We start from the raw sequence: 19,901 nt of genomic DNA on the forward strand, positions 1-19,901 counted from the left end.
TGCCTTTACTCTTTTTCCAGCAGTCGGATCAGCAATGTACCGTTTAACATCGCCCGTTTGACCAGCGCGAAAGCGCCAATGGCGGATAGATGATGCAGTTCCGAAACCACGACAGGCAGATTGTTGCGAAAGTCCTTCAGCACCTGCGCATTAATGCAGCGCTGGATGGCAGGCAGCAAGACTTTCGCCGCTTCGGTCACTTCTCCGGCGATCACTACCTGCTGCGGATTGAACAGGTTGACCGTCAGGGCGATGGCTCTGCCCAGATACAACCCTGCATGTTCAATCACCTCATGCGCCAGCGCATCGCCACGATTGGCGGCCTGACAGATGGGCGTTATCTGGCTGGTTTCCACGGTCAGCTTACTGGGGTAACCCTGTTTTAACAGGTGGAGAACGCGCTGCTCAATGGCGGAATTGGATACCACGGTCTCCAGACAGCCGAAGTTGCCGCAGTGGCAGTGATCCCCCAGCGGATCGATCTGAATATGACCAATTTCGCCCACGTTGCCGTTGCTGCCGAGGAAAATGTGCCCATTGACGATAATTCCCGCGCCTGTGCCGCGATGAACGCGAATCAGAATTGAATCCTGACAATGGCGGCTTGCCCCGAAGTAATGCTCGGCCAGCGCCAGACTGCGAATATCGTGACCGATAAAGCAGTTGACCTCGAAGCGCTCTTGCAGATGTTGCACTAGCGGCCAGTTGTCGACGTTGATATGAGGCATGTAGCGGACCAGACCGGCGGTAGGGTCCACCAGTCCCGGCAAGACGACGGAAATAGCGATCAGCTCGCGAATGCGATTCTGATGTTGACTGGTAAAGTGGTCTATCGCTTTGAAAAGCGCCGTTTCTACCGTTTCCTGCGTCTTCTCCGGCAGCGTATAGTGCGTTTCCGCCAGCTGTCGCCCTTCCAGATTATAGAGCGCGATGGTGGCGTCATAGCGCCCTAGCCGAACGGCGATGGTATGGAAAGGACGGGGCTCCGACACAATGGAGATGGCCCGGCGGCCGCCGGTGGAGGCTTGCTGATCGACTTCTTTGATCAGCCCGCGCTCCAGCAGTTGGCGAGTGATTTTCGTGACGCTGGCAGGCGCGAGCTGGCTTTGTTCGGCGATTTGTATGCGGGATATCGGACCTTGCTGGTCGATAAGTCGGTATACCACCGCGCTGTTTAACTGCTTTACCAGATCGATATTACCTATCTTCGTTTGCTCGCCAGTGGTCATGAACGTTGCTCGACTTAGTTCAATACTTCCTCGCCGTTGACAAAAGTATTGATGACATGGAAATCGCGGGTGAACGCCGTCAGATTCGCGACTTTACCGCACTCGATACTGCCCAACCGGTGGTCGATGCCAATGGCGCGGGCAGGGTAGAGCGTGGCCATTCGGAGCGCTTCATCCAGGGCGATACCCGCCTGTTCTACGCAATTGCGTACCGCATCGATCATGGTGAGCGCCGACCCGCTGAGAGTGCCGTTCTCATCCACGCAGATGCCGTCGCGGTAGTATATGGGTTTGCCGGCAAAAATGAACTGGTCAATTTCGGCACCGGCAGGCGCCGTGGCGTCGGTCACCAATACCAGTCGGTCGCCCTTGATGCGTTTACTGTTGCGGATGTTGGCCCAGCTAACGTGGTGGCCGTCGGCGATGATGCCGCTGTAGATTTCGGGCGCGTCGTAAATCGCCCCGACCAGCCCCGGCTCGCGTCCGGCAACGACCGGCATGGCGTTGAAAAGGTGCGTTGCGCTGCGGATGCCGGCGGCGAAGCCGCGTTTCGCTTCTTCCCAAGTCGCATTGGAGTGGCCGGCGGAAACGATGATGCCAGCGCGGGTCAATCGCTGGATGACGTTGGCGGACACCCGTTCGGGCGCCAGCGTGACTTGAGTGATCACATCCGCGTTATTGCACAGAAACTCGACCAGCGCCTCGTCCGGCTGGCGGATCAGTGTGATGTCGTGCGTGCCTTTCTTGACAGGATTCAGCCACGGGCCTTCTATATGCAGCCCCAGCGCCTGATGGTTGTTCTGCGCCAAATAGGCGCGCATGACTTCCACGCCGCGCCGGATGAAGTCGTCCGAGGCGGTAATTAGCGTCGGCAGGAAACTGGTGCAGCCGGATTTCTCGTTCGCCTGTTGCATGATTTCCAGCGTCTTGACCGAGATATCGTCCAGCGTGTCATTAAACTGCACGCCGCCGCAGCCGTTCAGCTGAAGGTCGATAAAACCGGGTGCGAGCAGGGCGCCATTGAGGTCGCGCGTGTCGATATCGGTCGGTAGTTCGTTCAGCGGACACACCCGGTCTATCAGCCCATTGGCGATGACAACGGCGTGGTCGTCAAGAATTTGATGGCCGGTAAAAATGCGGCCATGAGTTAAAGCGTACATCGTGAGCTCCCGGCTAACCGATTAAAATTGAGTAAGATTCTCAGCTTCCAGTTCGCGAAAATATTTAACGGTTTTCACCTTCAATTCCATTGTCGAAGGTTCGTCGCAGACCATCATGGATTTGGCATGCAGTTGCAGACAGCTGATGGTCCACAGATGGTTGACGTTGCCCTCAACCGCGGCTTGCAGCGCCTGCGCTTTGTTTCGACCGGTGACAAGAATCATGATTTCTTCCGCATCCAACAGCGTGCCGACGCCCACGGTCAGGGCATATTTAGGCACCAGGCTGACATCGCCGCCGAAAAAGCGCGAGTTGGCGATGCGGGTTTCTTCGGTCAGGGTTTTAATGCGCGTGCGTGACACCAGTGATGACGCCGGTTCGTTGAACGCAATATGACCATCGCTTCCTACGCCGCCCATAAACAGGTGAATTTTGCCGTAAGCGCGGATTTTGTCCTCATAGCGCTGGCACTCCGCGGTAATATCCTTCGCGTTTCCGTTCAACAGGTTAATGTTTTCACGTGGGATATCAATGTGATTAAAGAAATTCTGGAACATGAACGTCCGATAGCTCTCCGGATGATCAGGCGGAAGGCCCACGTATTCGTCCATGTTAAAGGTGACGACGTGTTGGAAGCTGACTTCCCCCGTCCGATGGAGCGCAATCAGCGCCTTGTAGGCTTCCAACGGCGTGCTGCCGGTGGGAAGTCCCAGCACGAAAGGGCGTTCTTGCGTAGGATTAAAGTCGTTGATGCGCTGGGCGATGTAACGTGCGGCCCATTTGCCGACTTCCTCGGCGGTATTGAGCGGGATCAGTCTCATTGGCGTTCTCCTGAAGCGTCAGCAATCGCTTGATATTTAGGCCTATAGTCGAATTCGAATAACACGGCGATATTTCACTATCGTGCTGTGAAATGTAGTCTAGCGCGTTTTTTTTTATCTTGAAATAAGTGCTGTATATGAACAGCCATAAACTTTTTATATGTGATTTTTAGGTGAGGTATATCACATAATCAATGATGTTATTTCGCAATAAAAAATATTTTTCTTACACTCAAAACCTACCCGCAGGGTGGGGCTAAAACGATTAAATCGACTGGCTGTTTCATTGTTCGCAAGGGGAGAGAGGAAAGTGAGTATACTCGGTTATCTACAGAATATAGGCCGGGCGCTGATGGTGCCTGTCGCCACACTGCCTGCCGCCGCTATCTTGATGGGGGTAGGATACTGGATCGACCCGACGGGATGGGGCAGTCAGAACGCGCTGGCCGCACTGTTGCTGAAATCTGGCGCGGCCATTATTGAACACATGGCGGTGCTGTTCGCCATCGGTGTGGCGTACGGTATGTCCAAGGACAAAGATGGCTCCGCTGCGTTAAACGGATTCGTGGGCTATCTCGTTCTGACCTCGCTGTGTTCGCCGGCGGCGGTCGCCATGATCCAGCAAATTCCGCTGAATCAGGTACCGGCAGCCTTCGGTAAAATTGAAAATCAGTTCGTCGGCATCCTGGTCGGAGTCATTTCGGCCGAACTCTATAACCGTTTCAGCGGCGTTGAACTGCCGCGAGCCCTCTCTTTCTTCAGCGGCCGCCGTCTGGTGCCGATCCTGACCTCCATGCTGATGATCGTCGTTGCCGCTATCCTGATGTACGTCTGGCCGGTGATTTACGGCGGTCTGGTCTCCTTTGGTGAACACATTCAACGGATGGGATCCGCTGGCGCGGGGATTTACGCCTTCTTTAACCGCATGCTGATCCCGGTCGGGCTGCATCATGCCCTGAACTCCGTTTTTTGGTTCGACGTGGCGGGGATCAACGATATCCCTAACTTCCTGAGCGGACAGCAGGCGATTGATGCGGGTAAAGCGATTCCAGGTATCACCGGGCGTTATCAAGCGGGCTTCTTCCCTATCATGATGTTCGGCGTGCCGGGAGCGGCGTTGGCGATTTATCACTGTGCCCGCCCTGAGAATCGCAGCCGGGTGGCCGGGATTATGATAGCCGGCGCCTTCGCCGCTTTCTTTACTGGTATCACAGAGCCGCTGGAGTTTTCCTTTATGTTCGTGGCGCCAGTGCTGTATTTTCTCCATGCGCTGCTGACCGGATTATCGGTTTATATCGCCGCCAGCATGCATTGGATCGCCGGTTTTGGCTTCAGCGCGGGGCTGGTGGACATGGTGCTCTCATCCCGCAATCCGCTGGCGACGCACTGGTACATGCTGATTCCGCAGGGGCTGGCCTTCTTCGTGATCTACTATGTCGTATTCCGTTTCACTATCCAGCGTTTTAATCTTCTGACACCAGGCCGAGAAACCATTGCCGCGCCATCCTCGCAGACGTCATCTTCGGATACGGGGGAAACCGTAGCTCAGGGCTATTTGCGAGCCGTCGGCGGGAAAGGCAACCTGACCGGGATTGATGCTTGCATCACGCGTCTGCGTTTAAACGTGAAAGACTCGGGGCTGGTGAATGAAGCGTTAGCCAAACAGCTGGGGGCTTCCGGCGTGATTCGTCTGAATGCGCAAAGTGTGCAGATTGTCGTGGGGACGCAGGCTGAAGCTATCGCGTCCGCTTTGCGACAGGTATCAAAAATTTAGGGCTAGACTTTACTAGTCTGGTCATGACGGATAACCCCGCCGGGCGACTCCGTCATTGGAATATCCGTAACGGGGTGAAGATGAAACTTCACCCCGTTTTTTATGCTGCCCACTTCTATGCAATTTAGGTGAAACAAACGGTTGTTTCCCAGCGTGGCTTGTTGGATCATTAGCGGTTATGTGTTGTTTTTCGTTTTTAAGGAATCAAGCATGAGTGAGGCAGAAGCCCGCCCAACGAATTTTATTCGCCAGATCATCGACGAAGATCTGTCATCTGGTAAGCATGATCATATTCAGACGCGTTTCCCGCCCGAGCCCAACGGCTATCTGCATATTGGTCATGCCAAATCGATTTGCCTGAATTTCGGTATTGCCGAAGATTACCAGGGTCAGTGCAATCTGCGCTTTGACGATACCAACCCGGTAAAAGAAGACATTGAATTTGTCGACTCCATCAAACACGACGTTCAGTGGCTGGGCTTCTCCTGGAACGGCGAGGTCCGTTATTCGTCCAACTATTTCGATCAGCTGCATCAGTACGCGATTGAGCTGATTAATAAAGGACTGGCGTATGTCGATGAGCTGACGCCGGAGCAGATCCGCGAGTACCGCGGTACGCTGACTTCCCCGGGTAAAAATAGCCCTTATCGCGATCGCGACGTTCAGGAAAACCTGGCGCTGTTCGAAAAAATGCGCAGCGGTGGTTTTGCCGAAGGTACGGCGTGCCTGCGCGCCAAAATCGATATGGCGTCGCCTTTCATGGTGATGCGTGATCCGGTGCTGTACCGCATCAAATTTGCCGACCACCACCAGACCGGCAACAAGTGGTGCATCTACCCGATGTATGATTTTACCCACTGCATTTCCGATGCGCTGGAAGGGGTGACTCATTCCCTGTGTACGCTGGAGTTCCAGGACAACCGCCGCCTGTACGACTGGGTGCTGGACAATATCTCCATCCCCGCGCACCCACATCAGTATGAGTTTTCTCGTCTGAATCTGGAATATGCGGTGATGTCCAAGCGCAAGCTGAATCAGCTGGTGACGGAAAACGTGGTGGAAGGTTGGGACGATCCGCGTATGCCGACGATTTCCGGTCTGCGCCGTCGTGGTTATACCGCCGCCTCTATCCGTGAGTTTTGCCGTCGTATCGGCGTGACCAAACAGGACAACACGGTAGAAATGGCCTCGTTGGAATCCTGCATTCGCGATGATTTGAACGAGAATGCGCCGCGCGCCATGGCCGTACTGGATCCGGTGAAAGTGGTGATCGAAAACCTGCCGGAAGGCCACGAAGAGTGGGTGACGATGCCAAACCATCCCAACAAACCGGAGATGGGCACGCGTCAGGTTGGTTTCAGCCGCGAACTGTACATTGACCGCGCTGACTTCCGTGAAGCCGCCAACAAGCAGTACAAACGTCTGGTGCTGGGAAAGGAAGTCCGCCTTCGCAACGCCTATGTGATCAAAGCTGACCACGTTGAGAAAGACGAGCAGGGCGAGATCGCAACGATTTACTGCAGCTACGATCCGGATACGCTGAGCAAAGATCCGGCTGATGGCCGCAAGGTAAAAGGCGTTATCCACTGGGTTTCCGTTGCGCACGGTATCCCGGCCGAATTCCGCCTGTATGACCGTCTGTTCAGCGTGGCAAACCCTGGGGCGGCGGAAGACTTCCTGTCGACCATCAACCCTGAATCACTGCAGATTGCTAACGGATTCGTTGAAGCCAGCATGGCGGATGCGTTGGTGGAGAAAGCTTACCAGTTCGAACGTGAAGGCTACTTCTGTGCGGACCGCGTTTACTCCAGCGCCGATCATCTGGTCTTTAACCGGACCACGGGTTTACGAGACACCTGGGTCGGTTAATTTTACCGGGTCATATTAAAGAAAAAAAGAAAACCGCCGCGGCGGTTTTCTTTTTTTATGCATCGCTTTTCTGATTTAGAAAAGGAATTAATTCCCTTCGTGAATTTTTTCATCTTCACGGCAGTTGCCGGAGCTGCAGTGGCCGTACAGGTACAGGCTATGGTTGGTCAGTTTGATACCGTGGCGCTCTGAGATCTCACGCTGGCGAGCTTCAATGGATTCATCGCTGAATTCGATGACGCGGCCGCAGTCCAGGCAAATCAGATGATCGTGATGCTGTTGCTGAGTCAGTTCGAAAACTGATTTTCCGCCTTCAAAGTTGTGGCGGGTGACGATACCGGCGTCATCAAACTGGTTCAGCACGCGATAAACGGTGGCCAGACCAATTTCCTCTCCCATATCAATCAGCTTTTTGTACAAATCTTCCGCACTGACGTGATGGCAAGTTGGGTCCTGCAGGACTTCCAAGATTTTAAGACGAGGAAGGGTTACTTTCAGGCCGGCCTTCTTTAATGCGGTGTTGTTGTCAGTCATGCGGATTTAGTCCTGTTACTCTACTTTCATCAAGGGAGGCTAACTAGCCTAATATCATCGGTCGGCTCAAACACGTTTATTCGTCTCAATTATAGAACTGCACAGGCGAAATGAAAACCGCAGAACCGTAACCACATCAGGCTTACCCATCGGGAAGGGGGACGGCGCAACGCCGTTTTAAAAGCGAAAAATGGTGATAAACCAGCTAACCGAAGGGGGTATTGTACCGCGCAAAGCGGAAAAGTTAAAAAAATGTATCTATCTTTACGACAGATTTTACCTATTGATACGGCCCCGACACAAAGTCGCGCCGGAGCCGTGATGGGGATTACTGACCCAAAAAGATTACAGATTCAGCTCAGCGCTGATTTGTTTGACCCACGCGCTTACACGCTCGTTGGTCAGTTCAGGCTGACGGTCCTCGTCGATCGCCAGGCCAATGAAGTGCTTGTCGTCAGCCAGACCTTTAGAGGCTTCGAAGTAGTAGCCTTCGGTTGACCAGTTACCGACGATGGATGCGCCGCGCGGTTCGATGAGGTCGCGCAAGGTGCCCATGGCATCACAGAAATACTCGGCATAGTCTTCCTGATCGCCGCAGCCAAAGAGCGCTACGCGTTTGCCGGTGAAATCGATGTCTTCCAGCGTCGGGAAGAAGTCGTCCCAGTCACACTGCGCTTCTCCGTAATACCAGGTTGGAATACCCAGCAGCAGAATGTCGAAACGCTCAAGATCTTCTTTGCTGCTTTTGGCGATGTCATGAACCTCTGCAACATCAGAGCCCAGCTGCTGTTGGATTGCCTTGGCAATGTTTTCGGTATTGCCAGTATCGCTGCCGAAGAAAATACCTATAAGTGCCATGGATAATATAACCTCTTGATTCCTATTGAAATGGTGCCTGAGCTACCACAGATCGGATAATGATAGCAGACCCTTTCTGAGGGAGAAACTTGTATCTGCCGCAGTCCCGGCTCGCTTCGCCGCCACACTGATTTTTCTGGTCTTAAATATTTTTATAATTTTTTTAATCTACTATCTTATTGAAAGCTTTTAACTAAATATTATTTCAGGTTTTTTTTCATTTTTGCGAGGTCAGCCCTCTAAATTTTTGGCCGATATTGACGATGGTGAACACTGAGCGCTTTGTCAGTGATGCCCAATCAACACCGTGCTTTCCCTTAACAAAGGCGCTTCAGACAGTCTTAGCTACACCAAACTTAATCTTTTGCTTCGGCGGGGAGTTTTGATATGCAATTGCTGAGAAATATTGCTATCCGTACGGCATTACTCTGGGTGTTGGGCACTTTCTGCGTGCTGTGGGGCGCGGTTTCGGCTTACACCTTCTATTCATTCCATGCGATGACCAAAACATCACACACCAGCACATTGCTGGTTAAAAATATGAATCTGGTCAACATGGGGAACGATCAGTACTTTCGTATGGTGACTCGGTTGGCCAGATCGGTGGACTATCGCAGATCGGGCGATATCGCCAACGCGGACAAAGAGCAACAGTCTGCCGCGGAAGCACTTAATAATATGAAAAATGATTTGGTGGCTTTTAAACAGATCGACCACGGCGGTATGGATGGCACTTTGGCCGATGCGGTGGCGAACGACTGGGCGAATCTTATTCAAAATGGCGTAGAGCCGATGTTTCAACGCGCATCTGCCTCCGCGCTGGACGAATATCAAAGCTATGCGAAAGCAACGGTCCCTGCGCTGAGCCGCCAATTCGGCATTTCAGTGACGGCCTTTAACAAAGCGGGGGCGGAGAAATTCAGCGCGGCGGGTGAACGCTTCAATCGCCTGACTTTTATCGGCCAGACTATCCTGGTAGCAGGGCTGATAGCGGGCATATTAATGCTGTTGTTCACCGACCGCTATCTGGTCAAATATCTAATGCGCCCGCTTAACGAACTCCGTGACTACTTCCAGATTATCGCCGCGGGTCGGTTAGGGAAACCGATCGTGGACTTCGGCAACAACTGCGTTGGCAAATTGTTCCCTCTGCTGCGCGACATGCAGAGCAGCCTGGCGAATACGGTCAGCACCATTCGCAGCAGCGCTGAATCGATTTACCAGGGCGTGGCGGAAATCGCTGCGGGTAACAACGACCTTTCAGCGCGTACGGAGTCTCAGGCTTCTGCGCTCGAAGAGAGCGCCGCCAGTATGGAACAGCTGACGTCGACGGTGAAACAGAACGCCGAGAATGCCGGACATGCACGTCAGCTGGCGCAGCAGGCTTCCGTCACTGCGCACAAGGGCGGTGAATTGGTCGATAACGTGGTGAAAACCATGTCTGAAATCGCCAACAGCTCGAAGAAAATCGCTGAAATCACTACGGTTATCAACGGGATTGCGTTTCAGACTAACATTCTGGCGCTGAACGCCGCCGTGGAAGCGGCGCGAGCAGGCGAACAGGGACGTGGCTTCGCTGTCGTCGCGGGAGAAGTGCGTAATCTGGCTCAGCGAAGCGCGCAGGCGGCCAAAGAGATCGAACATCTGATTTCTGATTCGGTGCGCAGCGTCGATTCCGGATCGTCGCAGGTCGCGGATGCCGGGACGACCATGAGTGAAATCGTCCGTTCCGTCTCGAATGTGACCGATATCATGGCGGAGATTGCCACGGCCTCAGAGGAACAGAGTAAAGGGATCGCTCAGGCAGGGCAGGCGATTGCGGAAATGGATGGCGTGACGCAGCAGAACGCCGCGTTGGTTGAAGAAGCTTCCGCTGCCGCGCGCTCGCTGGAAGAGCAGGCGGCTCTGCTGACGCAGGCCGTCTCGGTCTTCCGCCTGACGGAATCGTCGGCCAAAGACGCGCCCGTAGCCCGTAACCGTGAAGTTAAAGCCGCCGCCGCCGCGCCTGCGTTAAAAGCGCTGCCTTCCAGGAAGTCGACGGATAATTGGGAAAAATTCTAAAAAGCGGCACGGGTTCAGACGCCATCTGACATGCTCGTCCACCTTATCGTCGCAGCGAGGAGCGCGATGATAAGGGAGGATGAAGGTTTCATGGGAAAAGCGGGGCGGAGTGGCGAAGCCAGCGAACGTCGTCATGACTCCCTCGCATTCAGAGCCTGCTGAACGACATCCTAATTGAAATCATCGCTTAGCGCCGGCCAGCTGAGACAGCAGAATTTGCTCGATAAGCTCACTCCGGCTGATATTTTTCTCTTCCGCCAATGCGTTGAGAATATCGACCGCTTCCGCGTTAATTTTCAGCTCAACTCGCCGTAGCCCACGATTCTTGTCTCGTCGCAGCTGATTGCGCTTATTGATCCTCAGCTGTTCATCTCGTGAAAGCGGATTGGTTTTCGGACGGCCCGGACGACGCTCATCAGCGAACAGATCCGGTGTGGTGCGATCCGTTTGTTCTTTTGCCATAGGTAGTGGTACTGCAAAGATTCGGACCAAAACGCGCATTTCATTCGCGACATTTTGATGATGTGGTTAACAATGCCAGTGGCTAGACAGCCGACCCTTAAGTGCGTAAAGCGGGCGACATGATACCCCAGCGGAACCAGCCGCGACAATGGTTTACGGCGTCGCGGCGAACGGGTGGGCTAACTCTGCGCCATAAAACGGTGTATTGCCCGCAGCACGGCCTCAGGTTTTTCCGCATGCACCCAATGTCCCGCTCCCGCAATGGCATAAGCTGTCGCGCCGGGAAACTGACTCAGCAGCGCATCGCGATAACGGCGATCCAGATAAGGCGAATTCTCACCGCGAATAAACAAAATGGGATGCGCCCAGACGGGGACGTCCTGCCAGCCTGAAATCACATCATATTGATCCCATAAAACCGGCACGTTGAATCGCCACTCTCCCTGAGAAAATGACTTCAGCAGGAACTGAATCACGCCTTCATCGGCAATGCTTTCGCGCATCAATTGCGCTGCGGCAGTACGTTGTGTGATCCCGGCGGCGCTGACGGCTCTTAGCGCGGCAAAAATGTCGTCGTGTCGTCGGCTGTGATAATGCACCGGGGCAATATCAATCGCGACGATGCGCTCAATGCGATCCGGGATCAGCGCGCTCAGCGCCATGGCGACTTTACCGCCCATGGAGTGGCCGATCACAATGACACGATCCAGCGCCAGTTCGTCCAACAGATCCACGACATCTTGCGCCATATCCTGATACTGCATGGAAGGATCGCGCGGAGACAACCCGTGATTACGCAGATCGATCTGTAAAATATCGTGTTGATTTTGCAGATCGCGGGCCAATACGCCAAGATTATCAAGGTTACCGAACAGGCCGTGAATGAGAATAACCGGAAGCAGCTGCTGGGGCAGTTGCGCGTTTTGCCAGCGATAATTCAATTTCATAGTGAAGTTCATTCAGGGAGACGTTTGCTTAGGGTATCATGAGTTTATCCTGCGATCTCGCGGTGCCATGATCGATCGCCTCTGGCGACCTTCCATGCGCAAAGGCATCACTCAGCCTAATCTGACTTTATGCGGATACCCGCGTTTGCTGCTGTTCGCGGGAGAAAGGTAACTTTATACTCCCTGATGATTGAAGAAATAAAACCGTACTGGATAAAGATGAAAACTATTGAGGTCGACGAAGAGCTTTATCGTTATATCGCCAGCCATACCCAGCATATTGGCGAAAGCGCATCCGACATTTTACGGCGCATGCTGAAATTCAGCGCCGGACAGGTTGTACAGACAGCTCCCTCCAAAGCTGCGGCGGCGGAACAGCCACCGGCGACGATTCAACACAGCCCGCGTGACCGGGTGAGAGCGCTCCGCGAGCTGCTGTTATCTGACGAATACGCTGAAAAGAACAAAGCGATCAACCGCTTCATGTTGATATTGTCCGCGTTATATGAGCTGTCACCTGCGGAATTCGGCGCGGCGACCGAGTCGCTCCATGGCCGGACCCGCGTCTACTTTGCCGGAGATGAGCATACTCTGCTGCAAAACGGCACGCACACTAAACCTAAACATATCCAGGGCACGCCATACTGGGTTATCACTAATACCAATACGGGTCGTAAACGGAGCATGGTCGAACACATCATGCAATCGATGCAGTTCCCGCCGGAGCTGATCGAAAAAGTCTGCGGCACCATCTAAATCACGCGTCAGGAAAACAAGGCAATGGCTAATCACCCGAGAGCTGGACAACCTACCCGGCAGAGCGACTTGATTAACGTCGCGCAGTTGACGTCACAGTATTACGTGTTGCAACCGGACCCCGCTAACCCGGCCCACGCCGTGAAATTCGGCACTTCAGGCCATCGCGGTAGCGCTGCGCGCAACAGTTTTAATGAAGCGCACATTCTGGCTATTGCTCAGGCGATAGCCGAAGAGCGCAGTCGCCAGGGGATTAGCGGTCCTTGTTACGTGGGGAAAGATACGCATGCGCTATCTGAACCCGCGTTTATTTCCGTTTTGGAGGTGCTGACGGCGAATGGTGTGGACGTCATTATCCAGCAGGATAACGGCTTCACCCCGACGCCGGCCGTCTCAAACGCGATTCTGACGCATAACCGTCTCGGCGGCGCGTTGGCGGATGGCATCGTTATTACGCCGTCGCACAACCCGCCGGAAGACGGCGGCATCAAATACAATCCCCCCAATGGCGGACCGGCAGACACCAATCTGACCAGCGTCATTGAAAAGCGCGCCAACGCGCTGCTGGCAGAAGCATTGCGCGGTGTTAAGCGTCAGACCATGGACGAAGCCAAACGCGGCGGTCATCTTCACGAACAGGATCTGGTGCAGGCCTACGTGGAAGGGCTGGGCGAAGTTATTGATATGGCGGCCATCCAGCGCGCCGGGTTGAAACTGGGCGTCGATCCTCTGGGCGGTTCCGGCATCGCTTACTGGCAGCGGATTGCTGAGCACTACCAGTTGGATCTGACTATGGTTAACGACGAAGTTGACCAGACGTTCCGCTTTATGACGCTGGACCACGATGGCGTCATTCGTATGGACTGCTCATCGGAGTTCGCCATGGCCGGGCTGCTGGCGCTGCGCGACAAGTTCGATCTGGCTTTCGCCAACGATCCGGATTACGACCGCCACGGCATCGTGACCCCTGCCGGACTGATGAATCCGAATCATTACCTCGCCGTCGCTATCAATTACCTGTTCCAACATCGTCCGCAATGGAGCGACAGCGTAGCAGTCGGCAAAACGCTGGTCTCCAGTGCGATGATTGACCGGGTGGTCAACGATCTGGGCCGCAAGCTGGTGGAAGTGCCGGTCGGCTTCAAATGGTTTGTCGATGGACTGTTTGACGGTAGTCTGGGCTTCGGCGGTGAAGAAAGCGCGGGCGCCTCCTTCCTGCGTTTCGACACCCAGCCGTGGTCAACCGACAAAGACGGTATCATCATGTGTCTGCTGGCGGCGGAAATCACGGCCGTGACCGGTAAGAACCCGCAGCAACACTATGATGAATTGGCGAAGCGCTTCGGCGCGCCTAGCTATAACCGGATTCAGGCACCGGCTACGCACGCGCAAAAAGCCGCGTTGTCCAAGTTGTCGCCGGAACAGGTTTCCGCGAGTACGCTGGCGGGCGATCCGATTACCGCGCGTCTGACTACCGCGCCGGGCAATGGCGCGTCCATCGGTGGGCTGAAGGTGATGACGGACAACGGCTGGTTTGCCGCGCGGCCTTCCGGCACGGAAGAAGCCTACAAAATCTACTGTGAAAGTTTCCTCGGCGAGGAGCATCTGCGGAAAATTGAAAAAGAAGCGGTAGAGATTGTCAGCGAAGTGCTGAACAACGCGAAATAGCGCTCACGGCAATGCGAAATTAAAAAAGGCACCGAAAAGGGTGCCTTTTTGTTATTCGAGGCAGTCCCAACCACGGGGAGGTTGGCCGTCGTTTGGGGCGGACGCAATTTCAACGATGATGCGAATGTCTCGTCCGGACGAATCTGTCCGCCTATCGTGTTGCAGAGGGGGGGCGAGCGTCTCCGTTTCTCATGTCGGGGTGAAGCCCACCGTGACGAACAGACCGGTTTCATCGAACAACGGGCCGCTTGACGTAATCCTAATGCGATCAACAGCGCGCCAGTTGAGATCAGCGCGACGCCCACGCCTATCAGCAAAGATATCTTTTCCCCAGCAGGATCACCGCCAAAAACACGGCAAAGACGATGCTGAGTTTATCGATCGGGGCGACCTGCGCGACAGAGCCATTTTTGGGCGCCATGAAGTAGAACAGCCACGTCATGGCCTCGGCGACGCCGCTGAGGACGATGAACGCTGGGTCAGAATCGAGCCTACCAGGCCCAGTTTGCTTTGCGCGACGACAATACCGATCAGAAACAGAGCCATGACGACGACCCGCACGGCGGTCGCCGTATTGGCGTCCAGCGGTTGTAGTCCTGCTTTAGCGAATATCGCTACCGGCGCGGGGCACTGCGCGGATAGCAGTACATTACTCAACCAGCTATTCATGACTCTTTCCCGCTCAGAAATAAGCGAGGATGCGACTCCTGCCTCATCAGAAAGGCGATGTTCACGGGATGAAGCGATAGCCGACGGCGGTCTCCGTAACCAGGTGCCGTGGGCGGGCGGGGTCCAGCTCCAGTTTCTGGCGCAGGTGTCCCATATAGATGCGCAGGTAGTGACTATTTTCGACCGCGTTAGGCCCCCAGACATCGTTCAGCAATTGGCGCTGCGTCAAAACTTTGCCGGGATTGGCGACCAACAGGGACAATAGGCGGAACTCGGTGGGCGTGAGGTGCAGCGTTTCGCCGTTGCGGGTCACCTGGCGGTCGAGCAGATCGACACTGACGTCTCCGAAGGTCACCTGCGGACTTTCCTGCCGCGACAGCGTAAATCGCCGTTGCGCCACACGCAGTCGGGCCAGTAGCTCGCCGATACCAAAGGGCTTCGTCAGAAAGTCGTCGGCGCCAGCGTCGAGCGCCGCGATTTTATCCTGCTCATCGCTGCGGGCGGAAAGAACGATAATCGGGATGCTGCTCCATTGGCGCAGGTCGTGGATGTAATCGAGGCCGTTGCCGTCCGGCAGGCCCAGATCGAGGATAATCAGCGATGGTTTGCGGGTGGCGGCTTCAAGCAGGCCGCGCTGTAGCGTATCGGCTTCGAAGACATGGCAGCCTTCGGCTTCGAGCGCTTGTCGCACGAAGCGCCGTATCTCTTTCTCATCTTCTACGATCAATACGTTGGTAAGCACCTGCGTGGTCGCTCCTATAGTTCAGGTTCCAGCTCCGGCGGGGTCGTCAGCGGCAGAGTGAAGTGGAACACGGCGCCGCCGCCTGTGGCATGGGTTGCCCAGATTTTCCCGCCGTGAATGACCACGATGGCCCGACAGATCGCCAGTCCCAAGCCTACACCAGGAATGGCGGATTCCTGATGTCCGCGGGCGAATTTATCAAAAATCATCTGCTCCTTGCCGGGGTCGATACCGGGACCATTGTCCTGCACGCGCACTTCGACGTAGTGCTCGCCGGTTGCCGCGACATGCGGCAGGGCGGAGAGCGTGATGGCGGCCCGGTCGCCCGCATACTTGACGGCATTCTCGAGGAGATTGATCAACACCCGTTCTATCAATGTGGCATCGCAATAGACCAGCATCAGCGCTTGCGGCAGTGCCAGCGTGACGTCCAATGCCCCATCGCCGTTTTCCAAATGGCGCAGAGCGCTGTCCGCCAGCTCTTCCAGCGACTGCCAGGCTTTGCGGGGATGGAAACCGTCAGACTGGAGTCGGGCCATATCCAGCAGGTTATTGACCAACCGCGTCGTATTCTGAATTTGCCGTCGGATCTGACCGGCTTGCGTCGCGTAAGGCGACGCCTGCGCGCTCAGATTCCGCGTCAGAATCTCCGCCTGCCCGGACAGCACCGTCAGCGGCGTCCGCAGATCGTGAGACAGCGCGGACAATAAGGAGTTGCGCAACTGCTCGCGTTCGGTATCCAGACGCGCTTTTTCGGCGCTATTGACTAAGTGGAGCCGTTCCAGCGCGTTGGCAATCAGCACGGTACAGGTTTCCAGCATTCGCTGCTGCTCGGGGATCATCAGCTGGCGAGCATGAAAGGGTTCGATCGCGATGACGCCGAACGTCAGCTGCGGCGTTGATAGTGGCTGAATTTGGTAGGGTACGCCGGGCAGAGTCTGGGTTCCGCTGCCTGCGGGCGCATGGTGGTCAAAGCTCCAGCGCGCGATAGCCGGGTCGATGATGAGCGGCTCTGGCGTTTGCGTCGCGGCGGGCGTCAGTTCGGCCGTCGGCGAAGACGGCGCATCCGCCAGCCAGATCGCGGCGCGAGCCTGAAACGTCGAGCACAGGTAATGGCGGCTGGCGGCGGCGATATCCTCAACGGTCAGGCTGCGATTCAGCGCATTGGACATCTCGTACAGGTGACGCATACGCTGTTCCCGGTAGCGGGCGACCCGCGCCTGATAGCGCACGCCTGCGGTCAGACTGCCCACCAGAACACCCACGCTGAGCATGACGATGAACGTCACCAGATACTGCGCATCGGCCACGGCCAGTTTGCCGCGCGGCGCAACGAAGCAGAGATCGAAAGCGACAACGTTGATCAGCGCGGCAAACACCGAAGGCCATCGTCCGAAAAATAGCGCGACGATCGCCACGCCGAGCAGGTAGATCATCACCAGATTCACCGGCTCGAGCATAGAAAAAGGCGACCACAGCGCGAGCAACGTGATGACAGAGCACAGGGCGATCGCCAGCGCACAGCCGTACAGCTGACGCCGCCATTTTTCAGTGAGGCTCCGGTTGTCTTCAGGTTTGACCGGCGGGGAAGAGGGGGCATCCTGAACGGAAACGACCACCAGATCGAGGTCGGGTCCCAATAACCCCAGCTTCTCGGCGAAACGCGTCCGTCGCCAGCGGCCCCAACGGCGATCGGGGTGACGACCGATCACGATTTTGCCCAAGTTGTGCTCGCGTGCGTAACGAAGGACGGCGTTTTCTACGGAGGGATCGGACAAGGTGGCCGTTTCGGCGCCCAAGTCCTGCGCCAGCTTCAGCGCCCGCAAAATGGCCCGGCGGCGCGTTTCCGGCAGTCTGTGTAGCTGAGGCGTTTCCACGTACACCGCATGCCAGACGCCGCCTAGCCGTGCCGCCAAGCGGGCGGCGGTGCGCACCAGTTTTTCGTTTCCCGCGTCCTGCCCGATGCACAGCAGAATTGCGTCGCGGGTGTGCCATACGCGTTCGTTGCCTTGAAGATCGCGCATCTCACGCACCTGGTCGTCCACGCGGTCAGCCAGTCGACGCAGGGCCAGCTCACGCAGCGCGACGAGATTGCCTTTGCGGAAGAAATGCTCGATGGCGCGCTCTGCCTGCTGCGGAAGGTACACCTTGCCTTCATGCAGGCGTTGGCGCAGGTCGTCCGGCGGCAAGTCCACCAGCACGACTTCGTCCGCGTCGTCGAAGAACGGATCGGGGAGGGTTTCGCGCACGCGAATACCGGTTATTCCGCCCACGACATCGTTGAGACTTTCCAGATGCTGCACGTTGACCGTCGTGAAGACATCGATCCCCGCGTCCAGCAGCTCCTGCACATCTTGCCAGCGTTTAGGATGGCGGCTGCCGCGTAGGTTGCTGTGGGCCAGTTCGTCCACGAGGATCAGCGCAGGCGATCGCGCCAGCGCGGCATCCAGATCGAACTCCTCATGCTCTCTGCCCACCGCGCCGATTTTCTTTCCAGGCAGCAGCGGTAGCCCCGTTAACTGGGCAAGGGTCTCCGCGCGTCCGTGGGTTTCCACCACGCCGACCAGCACATCCAGCCCTTGATCCTTGAGCCGTCGCGCTTCTTGCAGCATGGCGTAGGTTTTCCCTACGCCCGCGCTGGCGCCGAAAAAAATCTTCAGTTTGCCCCGGGGGAGTCTCCCAACTGAGACAGCAACGTATCCGGGTCGGGACGACGCGGTTCCTCATGGGTCATGAACGGTCCTTATCGCAAGGGCTGAGTGAATCATCGGTTGGGTCTTACAGTAATACATGAGCGGCTGCGTTACCGCCAGAGTCGGCGTGTTCCGTACCCAAACGGGTGAGGGGAAAGGGCCCCACGGACGGCTTTCTCCTCATGGTTTTTTCGGATAAATACGCACCGATTTTTCTGGTCGGATGAGTGGCTAACCGGATGCAAAGCGGGTACAGTTTTAACCTGTTGCAGTCACTTGTTTATCACTCGCGGGAGTGCTTCCCGCGCCTCGTATTATTCGGAGGATGGTCATGTCATACGCTTACCCGCTCCACCGTATCGTTCTGCGCCGCAGCGCGGTCGTGCTTATTGGTCTGCTGGCGTTGCCAGTCATGCTGTTTCGACGCGATCGCGCCCGTTTCTACAGCTATCTGCATCGAGTATGGTTAAAAACCAGCGACGAACCGGTGTGGCACATGCAGTCAGAACACGCCGCCGGCCACTTCTATTGAGCGCAGCCCTGCGCCATTGTTTTCCGTTTGTCTCCCTCGCGTCTGAAATCGTCAGGCGCGACGGCATGATTTTCCTCATCTTTCGCCTGACTCGCCTGTAAATCCGCTATGCTATTGAGATAGCAATTTCTTTTGATGAGGCACCTCATGTCGAACTCGTTAATTCCCGTTGGCATAAGCGCCTGCCTGTTGGGAAATCAGGTCCGTTTCGATGGCGGACACAAGCGTTTTGGGTTTGCTGCGGACCAACTCACCCCTTATTTCAGTTTTGAGCCGATCTGCCCTGAGATCGCGGTCGGGCTGCCGACGCCGCGTCCGGCATTGCGTTTGGTCAAGAATGAACATGATGAAATCGCGTTGCAGGCCAGCAATGGCAGCGATCTGGACGTCACCGAAGAGATGCACGCCTTCTCGGCGAGCAAGGTGAGCGAACTGGGTCATCTGTGCGGTTACATCGTTTGTGCCAAATCCCCCAGTTGCGGGATGGAGCGTGTACGCGTGTATGACGCCGATCAGAAAAATGCGCGGCGCAGCGGCGTCGGACTGTTTACTGAACATCTGACGGCCGCTATGCCTTGGCTGCCTGTCGAAGAGAACGGTCGTTTGAATGACGCGGTGCTGCGTGAGAATTTCATCGAGCGCGTTTTCGCGCTGCATGAGTTAAATCAGCTGTGGCAGCAGGGGCTGACTCGTGGGCGGCTGATGGCGTTTCACAGCCGTTACAAGCTGTTGTTGTTGGCGCACTCCCAGCCGGAATATCGCACATTGGGACGTTTCGTCGCCACGATGGATCAGTGGGAGTCTCTCGAGGAGTTCGCCGCGGAATACCGTCTGCGCTTGATGTCGCTGCTGTCGAATCCGGCGACCCGCCGTAACCACACTAACGTGCTCATGCATGTGCAGGGCTATTTCCGCAATCAGCTGAACGCCTCGCAGCGCCAGGAGCTGACCCAGCTCATCGATCGCTATCGTCAAGGGGTGCAGCCGTTGCTCGCGCCGATTACGCTCCTGCGCCACTATCTATCCGAATATCCGGATGACTATCTCGAGCAGCAGCGCTATTTCGCGCCGTATCCCGAAGCGTTGCGCTTGCGGTACGGCTACTAGCTTTTCGTCGTAAGGACT

At 55.7% G+C, this 19,901-nt stretch carries 15 protein-coding genes and 2 pseudogenes; 7 read left to right on the forward strand and 10 right to left on the reverse strand.

Annotated elements, in window-relative coordinates; all coding sequences use genetic code 11:
• Positions 1-5: 5 nt before the first annotated feature.
• From nagC to nagB, 3 genes are read right to left on the reverse strand one after another with little or no spacing between them, the layout of a single operon-like run.
• Positions 6-1,229, reverse strand: coding sequence for a DNA-binding transcriptional regulator NagC (gene nagC / locus CKQ53_RS10495; protein ID WP_094117660.1), 1,224 nt, complete (start codon positions 1,227-1,229; stop codon positions 6-8).
• Between the two features lie 14 nt (positions 1,230-1,243).
• Entirely contained in the window at positions 1,244-2,389 is a 1,146-nt protein-coding gene (nagA, locus tag CKQ53_RS10500; RefSeq protein WP_094117661.1) for an N-acetylglucosamine-6-phosphate deacetylase, read from the reverse strand.
• 21 nt (positions 2,390-2,410) lie between these two features.
• Positions 2,411-3,211 carry a glucosamine-6-phosphate deaminase gene (gene nagB, locus CKQ53_RS10505; protein WP_094117662.1) on the reverse strand — a complete coding sequence of 267 codons (801 nt, stop codon included), beginning with the start codon at positions 3,209-3,211 and terminating at the stop codon, positions 2,411-2,413.
• 310 nt (positions 3,212-3,521) lie between these two features.
• Here nagB and nagE point away from each other — a divergent pair, with 310 nt between their 5' ends.
• Positions 3,522-4,985 (forward strand): N-acetylglucosamine-specific PTS transporter subunit IIBC, encoded by a 1,464-nt coding sequence (nagE, locus tag CKQ53_RS10510; RefSeq protein ID WP_085652460.1) that lies wholly within the window; start codon positions 3,522-3,524, stop codon positions 4,983-4,985.
• Positions 4,986-5,195: 210 nt separating this feature from the next.
• Positions 5,196-6,854 carry a glutamine--tRNA ligase gene (gene glnS / locus CKQ53_RS10515; protein WP_094117663.1) on the forward strand — a complete coding sequence of 553 codons (1,659 nt, stop codon included), beginning with the start codon at positions 5,196-5,198 and terminating at the stop codon, positions 6,852-6,854.
• A gap of 87 nt (positions 6,855-6,941) precedes the next feature.
• Here glnS and fur read toward each other — a convergent pair whose 3' ends face one another.
• Together fur and fldA are read right to left on the reverse strand one after the other, a co-directional pair.
• On the reverse strand, positions 6,942-7,388 hold the full coding sequence (gene fur, locus CKQ53_RS10520; protein WP_085652458.1) for a ferric iron uptake transcriptional regulator: 447 nt from the start codon (positions 7,386-7,388) through the stop codon (positions 6,942-6,944).
• A 345-nt stretch (positions 7,389-7,733) separates the two neighbouring features.
• Positions 7,734-8,246 (reverse strand): flavodoxin FldA, encoded by a 513-nt coding sequence (gene fldA / locus CKQ53_RS10525; protein WP_085652457.1) that lies wholly within the window; start codon positions 8,244-8,246, stop codon positions 7,734-7,736.
• Between the two features lie 387 nt (positions 8,247-8,633).
• Here fldA and CKQ53_RS10530 point away from each other — a divergent pair, with 387 nt between their 5' ends.
• On the forward strand, positions 8,634-10,307 hold the full coding sequence (locus tag CKQ53_RS10530) for a methyl-accepting chemotaxis protein (protein ID WP_118894969.1): 1,674 nt from the start codon (positions 8,634-8,636) through the stop codon (positions 10,305-10,307).
• Positions 10,308-10,487: 180 nt separating this feature from the next.
• Here CKQ53_RS10530 and ybfE read toward each other — a convergent pair whose 3' ends face one another.
• Entirely contained in the window at positions 10,488-10,769 is a 282-nt protein-coding gene (gene ybfE / locus CKQ53_RS10535) for a LexA regulated protein (RefSeq protein ID WP_026738958.1), read from the reverse strand.
• Positions 10,770-10,948: 179 nt separating this feature from the next.
• A complete protein-coding gene (gene ybfF / locus CKQ53_RS10540) occupies positions 10,949-11,716 on the reverse strand; it encodes an esterase (RefSeq protein WP_085652455.1) in 768 nt (255 codons plus the stop codon).
• Positions 11,717-11,935: 219 nt separating this feature from the next.
• Between ybfF and seqA the strand changes: the two genes are divergently transcribed.
• Positions 11,936-12,472 (forward strand): replication initiation negative regulator SeqA, encoded by a 537-nt coding sequence (seqA, locus tag CKQ53_RS10545; RefSeq protein ID WP_094117736.1) that lies wholly within the window; start codon positions 11,936-11,938, stop codon positions 12,470-12,472.
• 24 nt (positions 12,473-12,496) lie between these two features.
• Entirely contained in the window at positions 12,497-14,140 is a 1,644-nt protein-coding gene (gene pgm, locus CKQ53_RS10550; protein WP_094117664.1) for a phosphoglucomutase (alpha-D-glucose-1,6-bisphosphate-dependent), read from the forward strand.
• 257 nt (positions 14,141-14,397) lie between these two features.
• Here the strand turns inward: pgm and CKQ53_RS18750 are convergent.
• The 3 genes and pseudogenes from CKQ53_RS18750 to kdpD form a co-directional block, all read right to left on the reverse strand.
• Positions 14,398-14,809 (reverse strand): annotated as a pseudogene (locus tag CKQ53_RS18750) (EamA family transporter); the annotation flags it as partial.
• 61 nt (positions 14,810-14,870) lie between these two features.
• Complete coding sequence (gene kdpE / locus CKQ53_RS10560) at positions 14,871-15,551, reverse strand: two-component system response regulator KdpE (protein WP_094117665.1); 681 nt, start codon at positions 15,549-15,551, stop codon at positions 14,871-14,873.
• A gap of 14 nt (positions 15,552-15,565) precedes the next feature.
• Positions 15,566-18,285: pseudogene (gene kdpD, locus CKQ53_RS10565) on the reverse strand (two-component system sensor histidine kinase KdpD).
• 284 nt (positions 18,286-18,569) lie between these two features.
• Here kdpD and CKQ53_RS10570 point away from each other — a divergent pair.
• Both CKQ53_RS10570 and CKQ53_RS10575 read left to right on the forward strand, forming a co-directional pair.
• Entirely contained in the window at positions 18,570-18,776 is a 207-nt protein-coding gene (locus CKQ53_RS10570) for a YbfA family protein (RefSeq protein ID WP_085652450.1), read from the forward strand.
• 147 nt (positions 18,777-18,923) lie between these two features.
• The gene (locus tag CKQ53_RS10575; RefSeq protein ID WP_085652449.1) at positions 18,924-19,883 is read left to right on the forward strand and encodes a YbgA family protein; all 960 of its coding nucleotides are present in this window, start codon (positions 18,924-18,926) and stop codon (positions 19,881-19,883) included.
• The last annotated feature ends 18 nt before the right edge of the window (positions 19,884-19,901 follow it).

The organism is Lonsdalea britannica, from assembly GCF_003515985.1.
GTDB lineage: Bacteria > Pseudomonadota > Gammaproteobacteria > Enterobacterales > Enterobacteriaceae > Lonsdalea > Lonsdalea britannica.